The organism is Streptomyces sp. NPDC050145, from assembly GCF_044460245.1.
In the GTDB taxonomy this organism is placed as follows: Bacteria; Actinomycetota; Actinomycetes; order Streptomycetales; family Streptomycetaceae; genus Streptomyces.
In genome coordinates, this window is the sequence record NZ_JBITJS010000003.1 from 282,758 (window position 1) to 296,611 (window position 13,854).

The following is a 13,854-nucleotide window of genomic DNA, read 5'->3' on the forward strand; positions in this document are numbered from 1 at the left end:
GTGACCTGGTGTCGCGAACAGTCTGTGACCGCGGCGAACCGGGGATAAGGGAAGGAACTTCCTGGGAACAGCAGTCCTACCCTGCCTGTTGGACCGGGCATGACGCCCCGAACCGTGGACAAGACACAGGAGTTGGCCGCGTTTCTGCGGGGCCGGCGCGAGCGGCTGGACCCGCGCGACTTTCAACTCCCCGCGCGGGAGCGCGCGCGGCGGACACCGGGGCTGCGACGCGAAGAGGTCGCGGAACTGGCCGGGATCAGCGTCGATTACGTCGTGCGGCTGGAGCAGGGGCGCTCGGGGCTACGGCCCTCGGCGCATGTACTGGACGCACTGTCGCGCGCCCTGCGCCTGGCCCCCGACGAGCGCGCCTACATCCATGACCTGGCCCGGCAGCGCCTCCGCAGTGCCGGGGAGCCGGCAGCCACGGTGGCGCCGCCGCTGGCCCAGCTGGTGACGGAACTGTCGCCGCTGCCCGCCATGCTGTTGAACCACCGCTACGACATCCTTGCCTGGAACGGGGAAATGGCGAGGCTGCTGGTGGATTTCGGCACCCTGCCCCCGGCACAGCGCAACGCGATGTGGCTGTGCCTGATGCACCCGCAGGTGCGGGACCTCTACGTCGACCGGGAATGTGTCGTGAGAGAGGGAATCGCCCACCTGCGCGCGGCATGGGCCGCACATCCCGAGGACCGGACACTCACCGATCGCATCGCCGAATTCGCCACGCATGACGAGGACTTCGCACGTCTGTGGGCCGAGCGGGACATCAAGGTCAACGGTCGCGGCAGCAAGGCGCTGAGGCACCCTGGGATCGGAGTGATCTCGGTGCGGTTCGAAGTACTGGTGCCGCTGCAGGATTCTGACCAGCGCCTGGTGATATTCCGCGCCGCGGACGACGAGAGCCGGTCGGCCCTCGCCCGGTTGTGAGGGCGCTGATCAGCGCCTCCGCCGCGGTCCTGTTGGCTACTAGGGTGGCCCTTCATGGGCTGCCTCACCGATGAACTGCCGTTGCTGGACTTGCTGTGCGCCGCCGAGGAAGTCCGCGTTCTCGGCGAACCAGAGGCGTCGGGCCGTCACGAGAAGGCTCCCGACGCGGTCGTGGACACCTACGTGATCGACGGCGGCCGACTGCTTCTCACGCTCTGGCGAGGACGGTTGCACGAGGTGATCTACCAGACCCCGGCGGAGTCCTGGGAGGAGGCATCTCGGCGCAATGACCGGCTGTTCGCGCACTACGGACAGGGTGGCGGATGGACCGAGATCCTCGACAACGGCTTCGGCAAGACCTATCGCCGTGCCGATCAGCGGCGGTACGCGTTGTGGAGCTACATGATGGACGTCACGACCTTCGGCACGATGGACTTCCATCAGGTCAAGTGGTAGTCACCTCGCCTTCGGTGAACTCGCCCAGGACGTGAGGTACTTGGCCCACATGTGCCAGCGACAGCAATGGGCCGTCAAGATCGGTTGTCCGGTGGGTGAGTTCAGAGCTATGAATTCTGTCCATGGTCAAAAAACCACGAAGAACCCGGCGCCTGGTGGCGGTCACGGTGACCACCGTGGCGCTCACCGGGACGCTCACCGCTCTCCCCGGCACCACGACCGCGACCGCGAAGACCTCCGACGCGAAGCAGCGGGTCATCGTCGAACTGACCGGCGACGCCGCCGTGTCCGCCGCCCCCGACGGCTCGCTCACCTCGCAGGCGGCCGGCACCGCAGCAGCCGTAGGAGAGGCCCGGAAGTCCCTGGCCTCGCGGCAGAACGCCTTCGTCGACAAAGCACGGGAGGCCGGGCTGCACCCCGCCTCGCCGCGCAAACTGGGCCTGCTCGTCAACGCCGTGGCGGTGACGGTCCCCGCCTCCGAGAAGGCGCGGCTGGCCTCGATGCCGGGAGTCGCCGCGGTCCGTCCCGACACACGGATGCAGGTGCTCACGGACGCGAGCGTGCCGCTGACCGGCGCGCCAGAGGTGTGGAAGCGCGAGGACCCGTCCGGGACGAAGGCCACCGGCAAGGGCACGATCGTGGCGGTCCTCGACAGCGGTGTGGACTACGGCCACCCCGATCTGGGCGGCGGTTTCGGCAAGGACCACAAGGTGGTCGCCGGCTACGACTTCGCCAATCGCGACGACGACCCGATGGACGACAACGGTCACGGCACCCATGTAGCCGGAATCATCGCGGGCAAGGCCGCCGAGAAGGGCGGCGTCACCGGCATGGCGCCCGACGCGCGTCTGCTGGCCTACAAGGTCACCGACGACAGCGGCAGCGCCTACACCTCCGACATCATCGCCGGTATCGAGGCGGCGGCCGACCCGGCCAACCCCTACCGGGCCGACGTCATCAACATGAGCCTCGGCGGCCCCGGTGACGGCACCGACCCGCTGGGCCGCGCGGCGACCGCCGCCGTGCAGGCAGGGCTGGTCGTCGTCGCGGCGGCGGGCAACGAAGGGCGCGCCGGCAGCATCAGCACCCCGGCGTCGGCCGACGGCGTCATCGCGGTCGGAGCGTCCACCAGTGGGCTGCGGGTTCCCAGCGCGTATCTGGCGGGCAAGAACCCCGAGTTGATCCAGACGTATCGCGGCATCCTCTCCGCGAACCCGCCCGAGGCACCGGTCACCGCCCCGCTCGTGGACGTCGGGGCCGGCACCGCCGAGGACTGGGAACGGGTCGGAGACGTGCGGGGCAAGATCCTTCTGGCCGACACACCTGTCGTACCCCGCACAGAGATGTTGCGTCAGGAAGACCTCGACTGGGCGCGCGAGGCCGAGAAGCGCGGCGCGCTGGCCGTGCTCGGCGGCGGCCGGGCCGACAGCGGACCCGTGTTCCTCGCCGGACCGGGGACGGCCGAGGCACAGGCGACCCCCGCGCGGCCCGATCTGTCCAGGACCGCTGCCTCCGGTGACTCGCTGCGCATGGACCGTCTGGTCGTGATGGGCATCGACGCGACCCAGTACGAGCCGTTGAGCCACGCGCTGGCCGAAGGCAAGGTGTCGGTCACGCTGCGCGGCACCGACTCCACCGACGAGATCGCCTCGTTCTCCTCGCGCGGGCCCGGCACCGGTTTCGGCCTCAAGCCCGACCTGGTCGCCCCCGGAGTGGAGATCCGCTCCACGATCCCCTCGGCGCTGTACGACCCCGGTGTCTACCGCATGTCCGGCACGTCCATGGCGAGCCCGCACGTCGCCGGCGCCGCCGCCCTGCTGCGCCAACTGCGCCCGGACCAGGACCCCGACGGGATCCGCTCCGCGCTGGTCGGTTCCGCGAAACCGCTCGCCGGCACCGGACCCGGCGTCCAGGGCAACGGGCGGCTCGACGTGGCCGCCGCGGCGTCGGCCACGCTCGGCTCCTCCCCGTCGTCGGTGTCGTTCGGACTCGCCGACCTGGCGGGCAGGACCGTCGGGGACACCGCGAAGGTCCGCCTGACCAACCCCGGCAAGGAGCCGCTGACCACCAAGCTCAGCAGTTCCGGACCCACCACCGTGTCCCCGGCCGAGGTCACCGTCCCCGCCGGGGGATCCGCGACCGTCACCGTCACCCTGCGCGCCGACCGCCCGGCCGGCGACACGGAGATCAGCGGCCGGATCACCGCCACTCCCTCGCGCGGCCCGGCCCTGCGGGTGCCGTACCTGCTCGTGGTCCGGCACCTGGTCGTCCAGGCGTCCCCCGATCCGAGCGACGGCCGTTCCACCGTCCACATCGCCGCCCCGGCCGCCCTCGACGCACCGCCCCGGCTCACCGTCACCCCGCCGCACGGCAAGGCCTTCACCCTGCCCACCACCAAGAACGCAGTCGGCTACTACCAGGCCGACGTGACGGGGAAGAAGGCCGGCGCCTACCGGCTCGCCGTACGGGCCACGACCGCCGACGGCCGGCGGATCACCGGAACCGGCGCCTTCGAGGTCACCCCCGTGGGCAGCCGCGGCGACCGCTGGGAGCCCGTCGGTCCCAACAGCGAGGCCGGCGACCTGGCGTTGACGCCGGCCCGGCCGCAGCAGGCCGTCATGACCCAGTACCGCAAGGCCGCACCCTGGCTGACCACCGACGGCGGCGCCACCTGGCGCCAGGCGGGCCGCCTTCCCGTCGCCGACGGCAACGGCACCGGACCGGTCGTCATCGACGCACGCCGTCCCGAACGCTGGTGGTACGCCGTCAACTCGAACAGCGACCCGACCCGCCGGGGCACGATCCTGCGGACCGACGACAACGGCCGCACCTGGCGCACCCTCGACGTGCCCGACGCGTACATCGACGTGTTCGTCGCGGACGAGAAGACCCGCACCCTCGTGGCGGTGGCCGACGGCACGCTGATGGTCAGTACGGACGCGGGCGACACCTGGGCCCTGCACCCCACGGGCGTGACCGGATCCGTCCGCGAAGCGACCCTCATCGGCGACACCCTGTACCTGGCGACCTTCAACGACGTCTGGCGGATCGACGGCGTCGGCCAGGGCGACCCCGGTGCGGCCCGGCGCATCCTCGACGAGTCGGACGCGGGCGTCCACGGTCTGGCGGCCGACTCCACCGTGGTGGCGACGTACGTCCCCGGGGAAGGTGTCCGCGGCTCGTACGACCAGGGCCGCACCTGGTCCACTCTCCTGCCCCTGGAAGAGGGCGGCCACGGACTGTCCGCATCCGGCGGTGACCTGTACCTGCGTGCGCTGTACGGCGCCGGTCAGGTGAGCCGCGACCACGGCAGGACCTGGCAGCCGGCAGCCGGCCCCTCCAAGGCCGCGATCCCGTTGGACTTCGACCGCTGGGCCGACGGCTCGGTGACCGTCTCCAGCGAACAGGACGGTCTCTACCGGGGCACGGACATCGGGAAGGACTACAAGAGGATCGGGGTGCAGGGCCTCACCACCCTCGCGCTCGCGACCAGCGGCGATCACCTGCTGGCCGGAACGGTGAGCGGCACCTACCGCACCGCGCTCCCCGTGGCGGGTCCCGAGTGGGGCCGGTCCGGCGGCGAGGGCTGGACCGGCCGGATGACCTCACAGCTGGCCGTGTCGCCGAAGGACACCAACGTGGTGTGGAAGGTCCGGCGCACCGCGACCGGCATCTTCGAGGTCTCGCGCAGCGGTGACGCCGGCCGGACCTGGGAGGTGAAGGGAAAGTCGTCGGAGATCCCGAAGGCGATCCTCGTCCACCCGGCCGACCCGGACTGGGTGGCGATCAGCTACGAAAGCCTCATGAGCGAGGGCCTGTTCACGACCCGCGACGGCGGCAGGACCTGGAAGAACCTGCACCACGCGCGGGCCTTCGACGCCATGGCCGGAGACCCGACCGACCCCCGGCGCGTCTGGCTGGGCAACGCCTCGGGCCTGTACCGCTCGGACGACGGCGGCGTCACCACGACCAAGGTCGCCGACGGCCCCGTCTCCGCGATCGTGAACGACGGCCGGCGCCTGGTCGTGGGCGGCACGTCGGTCCGGGTCAGCACGGATGACGGCAGGACCTTCCGCACGGCCGACACGGGCCCGCTCGCCGTCCATGTCTCGGACCTCCTGCAGGTGCGCGGAACGCTCTACGCGGCCACCACGGGCTCCAGGGAATCCGGACTCGTCCAGGGCGGCCGGGGCGTACTGCGCAGCACCGACAACGGCCTGACGTGGGAGAACGTTTCGAGCGGACTGCAGAACACCAACGCCACCAAGCTGACCGCCACCGCCGACGGCCGCACGCTCTTCGTCGGCACGGTCGACGGCGGGGTGCACCGCTTGAAGCTGCGCCGCTGACAGCACCGTGACATGCGCGAACAAGCGCCGGCCGTACCCGGGACAGCCCCGGGTACGGCCGGCGTTCGTGCGGGTCGCGGGCGGGCGCGGGTCGCGTCGGTCGCCGCCAAGTGCGGGGCGTACTGGGTGAGATGCGGCCGGTCAGACGACCCCGCAGGGCGGCTCAGGCGGCGGACGGCTCGATGTCCCCTGCGAAGACGATGACCTGGTCGATGAGGCTGCGCCGCAGATGGACGACGTCCGTTCCCGCCAGGCGGGGGCCTCCGTCGGGCGTGGTGAAGACCCACTGGTACCTGGCCCACTCGTCGGGCATGTCCACCGCTGAGCAGCGCACCATCTTGCCGGTCCCCGCCGGGTGACGCCGGATGTCCAGCACGAACCGCTCGACCGCGGCGATTCCTTCACTGCGCCCCAACGGCCCCCAGAAGACCACGTCCGTGGTCAGGGCCTGGGACAGCAGGGCAGTCACATAGCTGTCGTCCGAGGCGTTGAACGCGGAGATGAAGGTGTCGATCGCGGAGCGTGCCGTCTCTTCCTGCATGCCCCAGTAATACCAGTCGTCGCGCGCCTGCCCCGCCGAACGATGGGTGCCGTCCGGGCCCGCCGACGTACCTGGCCATGCAACGGCCGGCCCGGGTTTCACGCACCGCGGACCACTCCGACGCTCGATTCTGAAGCGCGAACCGTTGAATCGAGCGTCTGAATCTGTAAGCCTGCGTGAGACAGGTGAAGGACTCGCTGAATCAGGCAAGGCGGAGAGGGGCGCTTCATGGACGACATCGACCGGGCCATCCTGCGCGAACTGCAGATCGACGGCCGTATCCCGTACGCCGAGCTGGGCCCCAAGGTGGGCCTGTCCCCGTCGGCCGCCCGGCATCGGCTGCAGCGACTGATCGACACCAGGGCGGTCCAGGTCGTCGGTGTGACCGACCCGATGACCATGGGCCAGCAGACGATGGCGCTCCTCGGCCTGCGCGTCGACGGCGACTCCCGCGCCGTGGCCGACGAGCTCTCCCGGCACGAGGAGGTCGTCTACACGGTGCTGACCTCCGGACGCTACGACCTGTTCGCCGAGGTCGTCTGCTCCCGGCCGCAGGACCTCCTGGACTTCATCAACGACGTCGTACGGCCCGTCGACGGCGTGGCGTCGGCGGAGAGCTTCCCCTACTTCGCCATCCACACCCACCGGTTCATGTGGGACGTCGACTAGCGGAACCCGGGCCCGGCCGCACCCCGGCCGCGATCCGCACCTGTCCCTCTCCCACGCGCCGAAGGCGCACTCCGAGCCGCCGAGGAACTTCCGCATGCCGCCGCACGACGAGCACCGCACCATCGACTTCTTCGCCCAGGAGGCGCTCCCCGTACCGCAGTTGAGCGAGGCCCAGGCCGATCACGTCGCCGCCCGGATGCTGGGCGAAGGCCTGCGCGCCGAGGCGCTGGGGAGCCAGCAGGACGCCAACTTCCTGGTGCGCGGCGACGACGGGACGGCCATCGGGATCCTGAAGGTCGCCAACCCCGCCTTCGGCAGGACGGAGATCGAGGCCCAGGACGCGGCCGCCGACCTCATAGCCGCGGCCCACCCCGACCTGCGCGTCGCCACGGTCGTGCGCCGTACGGACGGCTCCCCGCTCCACGAGACCGTGGACACCGAGAACGGGCCGGCCGTCGCACGGCTGCTGCGGTATCTGCCCGGAGGCTCGCTGTCGGGGCCGCGACACCTGTCGCCGAGCACGGTGGCGGCCATGGGAACCGTCGCAGGACGGGTCAGCACCGCCCTGCGCGACTTCCGGCACCCGGGCATCGACCGAGTGCTCCAGTGGGACCCGCGCCACGGCGACCGGGTCGTGGCCGCACTCGCCCGGTACATCGACGAACCCGAGCGGCGCGAGGCCGTCCTGGCCGCGACGGCCGACGCGTGGGCGGACGTACGACGCGTCGCCGACCGCCTGCCCACGCAGGCCGTCCACCTCGACCTCACCGACGACAACCTCATCCGCTCACCGGGCGACCGCCTGCCTCTGCCCGACGGAGTCATCGACTTCGGCGACCTGACCGAGACGTGGGCGGTCGGCGAACTCGCCGTGTGCCTCTCGTCGATGCTGCACCACGACGGGTTCGAGCCGCACCGGGTGCTGCCGGCCGTGCGGGCCTTCCACGCCGTGCGGCCGCTGTCGGCCGAGGAGGCGGAGGCGTTGTGGCCGCTCGTGGTGGTCCGGGCCGCCGTACTGGTCGCGAGCGGGCGTCAGCAGACCGCCGTGGACGAGGACAACCACTACGCCCGGTCCGCGCTGGAGCGCGAGTGGGCCATGTTCGAGCAGGCGACCCGCCTGCCGCTGCCGGTGATGACCCACCTGGTCAAGGAGGCGATCGGCCTGGCCGACGCTCCCGCCACCGCCGAGGCGCCCGCCCGCCCCCTGCTGCGCGACGTGGCCGGCGCCGACATCGCCCTTCTCGACCTGTCCACCGACGCCGACAGCATGGACCGCGGAGCGTGGTGCGAACCCGGGATCGAGGACCGGCTGGCCGCCTCCGCGCTCGTCGGGGGCGCCGCTGCCGCCGTGACCCGGTACGCCCGGCCGCGCCTCGCACAGACGCCACCCCTGTCGGCCGACTCGCCGGCCACCGTGCCGACCGGCCTCGACCTGTGGCTCGCCGGCCCCGCGGTGATGCAGGTCCCGACGGAGGGACAGGTCCTGGCGGCGGCACCGGGACACGTGACCCTCACGTACGGCGCGCGGGAGTTGACCCTCTCCTTCCCGGACTCCGTGAAGCCGCTCGTGACCACCGGCTCGATCGTCCCGGCGGGTGTCGAACTGGCCCGCTTCACGTCCGACACGAGGATCCGCGTCGCGCTCGCCCACGCCGGCGCCCCGGCCGTCCCGCACCGGGTGCGCCCCGAGTACGCCGCTGGCTGGCTTCCTCTCACCGCGGACCCCGCCCCGATCCTGGGCCTCGCGGCCACCGACCGCACCGAGAACACCGACCTGCTGGAGCGGCGGGACGCCGTCTTCGCGACCGTGCAGGGGCACTACTACGCCGATCCGCCGCGCATCGAGCGAGGCTGGCGCCACTACCTGCTCTCCACCGAAGGCCGCTCCTACCTGGACATCGTCAACAACGTCACCCCGATCGGCCACGCGCACCCCCGCGTCGAGCAGGCCGTCGCCCGGCAACTGCGGCGGCTCAACACCAACTCACGCTTCCACTACGCGTCCGTGGTGGAGTTCACCGAGCGCCTCGCCGAGCTGCTGCCCCAGCCGCTGGACACCGTCTTCCTGGTCAACTCCGGGTCGGAGGCGGTCGACCTGGGGATCCGGCTCGCGATCGGAGCGACCGGCCGGCCGGACGTCCTCGCGCTCCGCGAGGCGTACCACGGCTGGACCTACGCCTCCGACGCGGTCTCCACCTCGCTCCAGGACAATCCCAACGCCCTCTCCACCCGACCGGAATGGGTGCACACCCTGGACGCGCCCAACTCCTACCGCGGTCGGCATCGCGGGGCGGACTCGGCGCGTTACGCCCCGGAGGCCGTCGCGGAGATCGACCGACTGGCCGCCTCCGGCCGCCCGCCGGGTGCCTTCCTCAGCGAGACGTACTACGGCAACGCGGGAGGCGTGGCCCTCCCTGACGGCTACCTCGCGCAGGTCTACGCCGCGGTCCGCCGTCACGGCGGCCTCGCGGTCGCCGACGAGGTGCAGGTCGGCTATGGACGCCTCGGCAACTGGTTCTGGGGCTTCGAACAGCAAGGGGCTGTCCCGGACATCGTCTGCGTGGCCAAGGCCATGGGCAACGGCCACCCGCTCGGCGCCGTGATCACCTCCAAGGAAGTGGCCGAACGCTACCGTGACCAGGGCTACTTCTTCTCCTCCACAGGAGGTAGCCCGGTCTCCAGCATCGTCGGCCGCACCGTCCTGGACGCCCTGCGCGACGAGGACCTCCAGGGCAACGCGGTCCGCGTCGGCGGCCACCTGAAGGAGCGCCTGGAGGGGCTGGCCGCCCATTACGACCTCATTGGTGCCGTCCACGGATCCGGCCTCTACCTCGGCCTCGAACTGGTCCGCGACCGCGCCACGTTGGAGCCCGCCACCGAGGAGACAGCCGAACTGTGCGAGCGCATGCTCGACCTCGGCGTCATCGTCCAGCCGACCGGCGACCACCTGAACATCCTGAAGATCAAGCCGCCGTTGTGCATCGACGCCGCCGCGGCCGACTTCTTCGCCGACATGCTCGACCGCGCCCTCCGCGGACTCGGCCACACCCGCCACACCCGCTGACGTGAGACCTGGAGTACGGAGAAGATGAGTCGTTCTGGGGCGCCCAGGCAGTGCGACGCAGTGAATGCGCAGTATCAGGGCGCCGCCGTGTTGCAGGGCAGCCGGTGAGGCGAGCGAGAGAAGTCACTCGTCTGAGCCGTTCGAAGCTGATGCGCTGCCCGGTGACGAACACGCCGTACGGCATACGGCTGACCATGCCGGAAAGCGCGTGCGCGGTGACGAGCGGGTCCAGAGCCAGGCCGGCCGGGGCGGCGGGCCCCGTGGGAGCCGAGGCGCTGCGCACGACACGGGCCTGGTCGCAGGAGGAGTGGGACGCCTCTGTCGACGGGCTGCGCTCGCGCGGGTGGTTGTGCGACGACGACACCCCGACCTTCACCCCGGAAGGCGCCCGGAGGCGAGCGGATATCGAGGCCGTCACCGACCGACTCGCTGCCGCACCGTACCTGGAGTTGGGTGCTGAGGCGTGTTCGGAGCTGTGTGCGCTGGCGCGCCCGTGGAGCAGAGCCCTCGCGGCGGAACTGATGCCCTGGGCGCTGCCCCGCATCGACAAGGCGGCCTGACGTGCGCGCAGCCGCCGCGAGCGGAGACGACGTCGGGCGCCGACCGGGTGTTCGGCGGCGGGGTCAGGTCAGGGGGACGTCGAGGCGGGCCCTGCGGTGGCTGAACGTGGCGATCGAGTGCGGGCCGTGGTAGCTGCCGAGGCCGGACTCGCCGACGCCGCCGAACGGAAGGTCGGGGACGCGGAGATGAGCCATCGGCAGGCCGAAGCCGAGCCCGCCGGAGGACGTCTCGGAGGCAAGCCGGACGCGCGTGGTCTCGCTCTCGGTGAAGCCGTACAGCGCGAGAGGCTTGTCGCGGTCGTTGATGAAGGCGATGGCCTCGTCGAGGCCGGCGACCTCGACGACCGGCAGCACCGGGCCGAAGATCTCCTCCTGCATCACCGCCGCGTCGGGCTTCACGCCGCTCAGCACCGTCGGGGCGATGTAGAGGTCGTCGCGGTCGGTGCGTCCGCCGAGGGCGAGCGTGCCGGAGTCGAGCAGGGCCGCGACACGGTCGAAGTGGCGCGCGTTGACGATGCGGCCGTACGCGTCCGAGTGCCGCGGGTCGTCACCGAACATCGACTCCACGGCCTCGGCCAGCGCGACCTCGAGCTCTCGGGCCGTGGCGGGGTCGGTGAGTACGTAGTCCGGGGCGACGCAGGTCTGGCCGGCGTTGCGGAACTTGGCCTCGGCCAGCCGCGTGGCGACGACGGACAGGTCGACGTCACGGTCCACGAACACCGGTGACTTGCCGCCGAGTTCGAGCGTGACCGGCGTCAGGTGCTCGGCCGCGGCACGCATCACGATGCGGCCGACCGTACCGTTACCGGTGTAGAAGATGTGGTCGAAGCGCTCGGCGAGCAGCTCCGTGGTCTCCGGCACCCCGCCCTCCACGACGGCGACCGCGTCGGGATCGAGATACCTGGGCACGAGACGTGCCATGAGCGCCGAGGTGGCCGGGGCCAGTTCGCTGGGCTTGAGGAGCACGGTGTTCCCGGCGGCGAGCGCGCCGGCGACCGGCACGAGCGAGAGCTGGACCGGATAGTTCCAGGGCGCGATCACGAGGACGGTGCCCAGCGGTTCGTAGAACGTGCCCGCGGTGGTGCCCTCGGGCAGCCCGGCGAGCGCGTCGGCGGCGAGCTCGGTGGGGGCCAGCCATCGGTCCAGCTCGGCGAGCGTGTGGTCGATCTCCCTGATCGGGAAGTCCACCTCGGCCGCGTAGGCCTCCGGCCGCGGCTTGCGCAGGTCGGCGAAGAGGGCGTCGGCGATGGACTCGCGGTTGTCGGTGAACAGGGCACGCAGCGCGACGAGTTGCTGCTTGCGCCAGACAGTCGGCTTGGTGCTGCCGGTGCGGAAGGTGCTCCGCAGGCGGGCCACGACGGATGTGATGTCGGACATGGTGGTGCTCCAGTGGGGCGGTTCAGTGGGCGCTGAACCGCAGATCGGTGCTGTGGTTCACCTGGCTGCCGGGCTCGACGAGGCGATCGGCGGCTTCCCGCCAGGCGAGGAATGTGATCCCTTCCGGTGAACCGAGTGGTGTGCGGACCCGCTCAGCCGAGCGGGTCGAGGTGTGGCGGCCCTGGACCGCAGCGCTGTCCAGGGCCGCCGAAGAGTTCGCCCGGGGCCGGGGGCCGCGTGGCGGCCGGCGCCAAGAGCACGCGCAGGGGCGTCAGGCCTGGGGGAGACGGACGAGCATCTTGCCGGTGTTGGCACCGCGCATCATGGCCTGGAAGGCGTCGAGGGTGTTCTCGATGCCGTCGACGACCGTCTCGTCGGCGATGAGGGAGCCGTCGGCGAGCCACCCCCCGGCCTGGCGGGCGAAGTCGCCGACGAGGTGGAAGTGATCGCTGACGTTCATGCCGCGAAGGTTGATGCGCTTGCCGATGGCGAGCGGCAGGTGCGGCGGGCCGGCGGGCAGTTCTGTCGCGTTGTACACCGAGATGGCGCCGACGAGCGCGACTCGGCCACGCAGGTTCATGACCTGGAGGGCCGCGTCGAGGTGATCGCCGCCGACGTTGTCGAGGTAGACGTCGATGCCCTCGGGAGCCGCGGTGGCCAGCTGACCGGCGATGTCGCCCTCGCGGTAGTCGAGAGCGACGTCGAACCCGAAGTCCTCAGTGAGGCGCTTGGCCTTGACGGGGCCGCCGGCGGACCCGATGACCTTGGACGCGCCGAGCTTGCGGGCGAACTGCCCGGCGACCGATCCGACGGCACCCGCCGCGCCCGAGATGAAGACGACGTCGCCTTCCTTGACGGGAGCGACCTCGGTGAGGCTGGCCCAGGCGGTCAGACCCGTGGTGCCGAAGACGCCCAAGTAGGCCTGCAGCGGAGCTATTTCGGCGTCCACGAGCTGCACGTCGGCCGGGGTCAGCAGGGCGTACTCGCGCCAGCCGAGGAAGTGAGTGACCTTCGTGCCGACCGGAACGTCCGGGGCCTGCGACGCGACGACGGTGCCTGCCGCCGACCCGGTCATCGGCTCGGCGAGGCCGAAGGGCGGGACGTACGACTCACGGTCGTCCATGCGGCCGCGCATGTACGGGTCGACGGACAGGAAGTCGTTGCGGACCACGATCTGACCGGGACCCGGGTCCGGCACCGTCGTGGTGACGAGGGCGAAGTCGGAGGCCTTCGGCTCGCCCACGGGGCGCGCGACGAGGTGCCATTCACGGTTGGAAAAAGGCATGACGGTTCCAGAGATAGAAGAAGAGTGTGTCGGATGTGCGAGGGAGTGCTGGACAGTCAGAGGCCTGGCCCGGGCGGAGTGCCCAGCAAGCCCGCTACCAGTGCGTCTGAGGCCAAGGGCAGCAGCGCCTGAGCGTCGGGCCGGTGCTCCAGGCCCATGACGAGGGCGATGCAGATGTCGGCGGCCTGCGCCGGCTCCACCTCGGCCGCAGTGCCGGTCTCGGTGAAGAGATCGGTGAGCAGCCTGCGCAGTTCGGTGGTGAAGGCGCTGCATATCCCACCGAACAGGCGGGCGTCGGCGTCGAGCAGCTCCGAGGTGTGGGGCGAGTCCCCGGCCAGTTCGAGGACCAGGTCGAGCTTGGCGGCGAGTACGCCCCGGATACGGCCCCGACTGGGGGTGCCGGGGTCGGTCGCCGCCTGGCGGGCTCGCTCGAGCGCCTGCTCGTGCAGGCGGGCGGCGAGCCGCCGGAAGGCATCGTCCTTGTTGCGGACGTACTGATAGACCGCGGACCGGGACACGCCCATGGTGCCGGCGATGTCGTCCATCGTGGTGCGCCGTACGCCGTACCTGGTCAGGCAGTCGTACGTGGCGTCGAGGACCTCGTCGAGCCGGTCGGTGCCCATCTT

General features: G+C 71.3%; 10 protein-coding genes. 6 read left to right on the top strand and 4 right to left on the bottom strand.

The window, feature by feature from the left end; genetic code table 11:
• The first annotated feature begins 114 nt into the window (after positions 1-114).
• From ACIBTU_RS08025 to ACIBTU_RS08035, 3 genes are all read left to right on the top strand, one after another.
• Positions 115-927: a helix-turn-helix domain-containing protein gene (locus tag ACIBTU_RS08025; protein ID WP_399125106.1), complete on the top strand. Its 813-nt coding sequence runs from the start codon at positions 115-117 to the stop codon at positions 925-927.
• A 54-nt stretch (positions 928-981) separates the two neighbouring features.
• Positions 982-1,383: a hypothetical protein gene (locus ACIBTU_RS08030; RefSeq protein WP_399125107.1), complete on the top strand. Its 402-nt coding sequence runs from the start codon at positions 982-984 to the stop codon at positions 1,381-1,383.
• 155 nt (positions 1,384-1,538) lie between these two features.
• Positions 1,539-5,732, top strand: a complete 4,194-nt coding sequence (locus ACIBTU_RS08035) for a S8 family serine peptidase (RefSeq protein ID WP_399125108.1) — start codon at positions 1,539-1,541, stop codon at positions 5,730-5,732.
• A gap of 163 nt (positions 5,733-5,895) precedes the next feature.
• Here the strand turns inward: ACIBTU_RS08035 and ACIBTU_RS08040 are convergent, their stop codons facing one another.
• Entirely contained in the window at positions 5,896-6,273 is a 378-nt protein-coding gene (locus tag ACIBTU_RS08040) for a nuclear transport factor 2 family protein (protein ID WP_399125109.1), read from the bottom strand.
• A gap of 228 nt (positions 6,274-6,501) precedes the next feature.
• Between ACIBTU_RS08040 and ACIBTU_RS08045 the strand changes: the two genes are divergently transcribed.
• The 3 genes from ACIBTU_RS08045 (at position 6,502) to ACIBTU_RS08055 (ending at position 10,566) form a co-directional block, all read left to right on the top strand.
• Complete coding sequence (locus tag ACIBTU_RS08045) at positions 6,502-6,942, top strand: Lrp/AsnC family transcriptional regulator (RefSeq protein WP_399125110.1); 441 nt, start codon at positions 6,502-6,504, stop codon at positions 6,940-6,942.
• Positions 6,943-7,036: 94 nt separating this feature from the next.
• On the top strand, positions 7,037-10,006 hold the full coding sequence (locus tag ACIBTU_RS08050; protein ID WP_399125111.1) for an aminotransferase: 2,970 nt from the start codon (positions 7,037-7,039) through the stop codon (positions 10,004-10,006).
• Positions 10,007-10,200: 194 nt separating this feature from the next.
• On the top strand, positions 10,201-10,566 hold the full coding sequence (locus ACIBTU_RS08055; RefSeq protein ID WP_399125112.1) for a hypothetical protein: 366 nt from the start codon (positions 10,201-10,203) through the stop codon (positions 10,564-10,566).
• Positions 10,567-10,629: 63 nt separating this feature from the next.
• Here the strand turns inward: ACIBTU_RS08055 and ACIBTU_RS08060 are convergent, their stop codons facing one another.
• The 3 genes from ACIBTU_RS08060 to ACIBTU_RS08070 all read right to left on the bottom strand — a co-directional run bounded on the left by ACIBTU_RS08060 (position 10,630) and on the right by ACIBTU_RS08070 (position 13,851).
• The gene (locus tag ACIBTU_RS08060) at positions 10,630-11,943 is read right to left on the bottom strand and encodes an aldehyde dehydrogenase family protein (RefSeq protein ID WP_399125113.1); all 1,314 of its coding nucleotides are present in this window, start codon (positions 11,941-11,943) and stop codon (positions 10,630-10,632) included.
• A 271-nt stretch (positions 11,944-12,214) separates the two neighbouring features.
• Complete coding sequence (locus ACIBTU_RS08065) at positions 12,215-13,228, bottom strand: NADP-dependent oxidoreductase (protein WP_399125114.1); 1,014 nt, start codon at positions 13,226-13,228, stop codon at positions 12,215-12,217.
• Positions 13,229-13,284: 56 nt separating this feature from the next.
• Positions 13,285-13,851, bottom strand: a complete 567-nt coding sequence (locus tag ACIBTU_RS08070) for a TetR/AcrR family transcriptional regulator (RefSeq protein WP_399125115.1) — start codon at positions 13,849-13,851, stop codon at positions 13,285-13,287.
• Positions 13,852-13,854 lie beyond the last annotated feature (3 nt).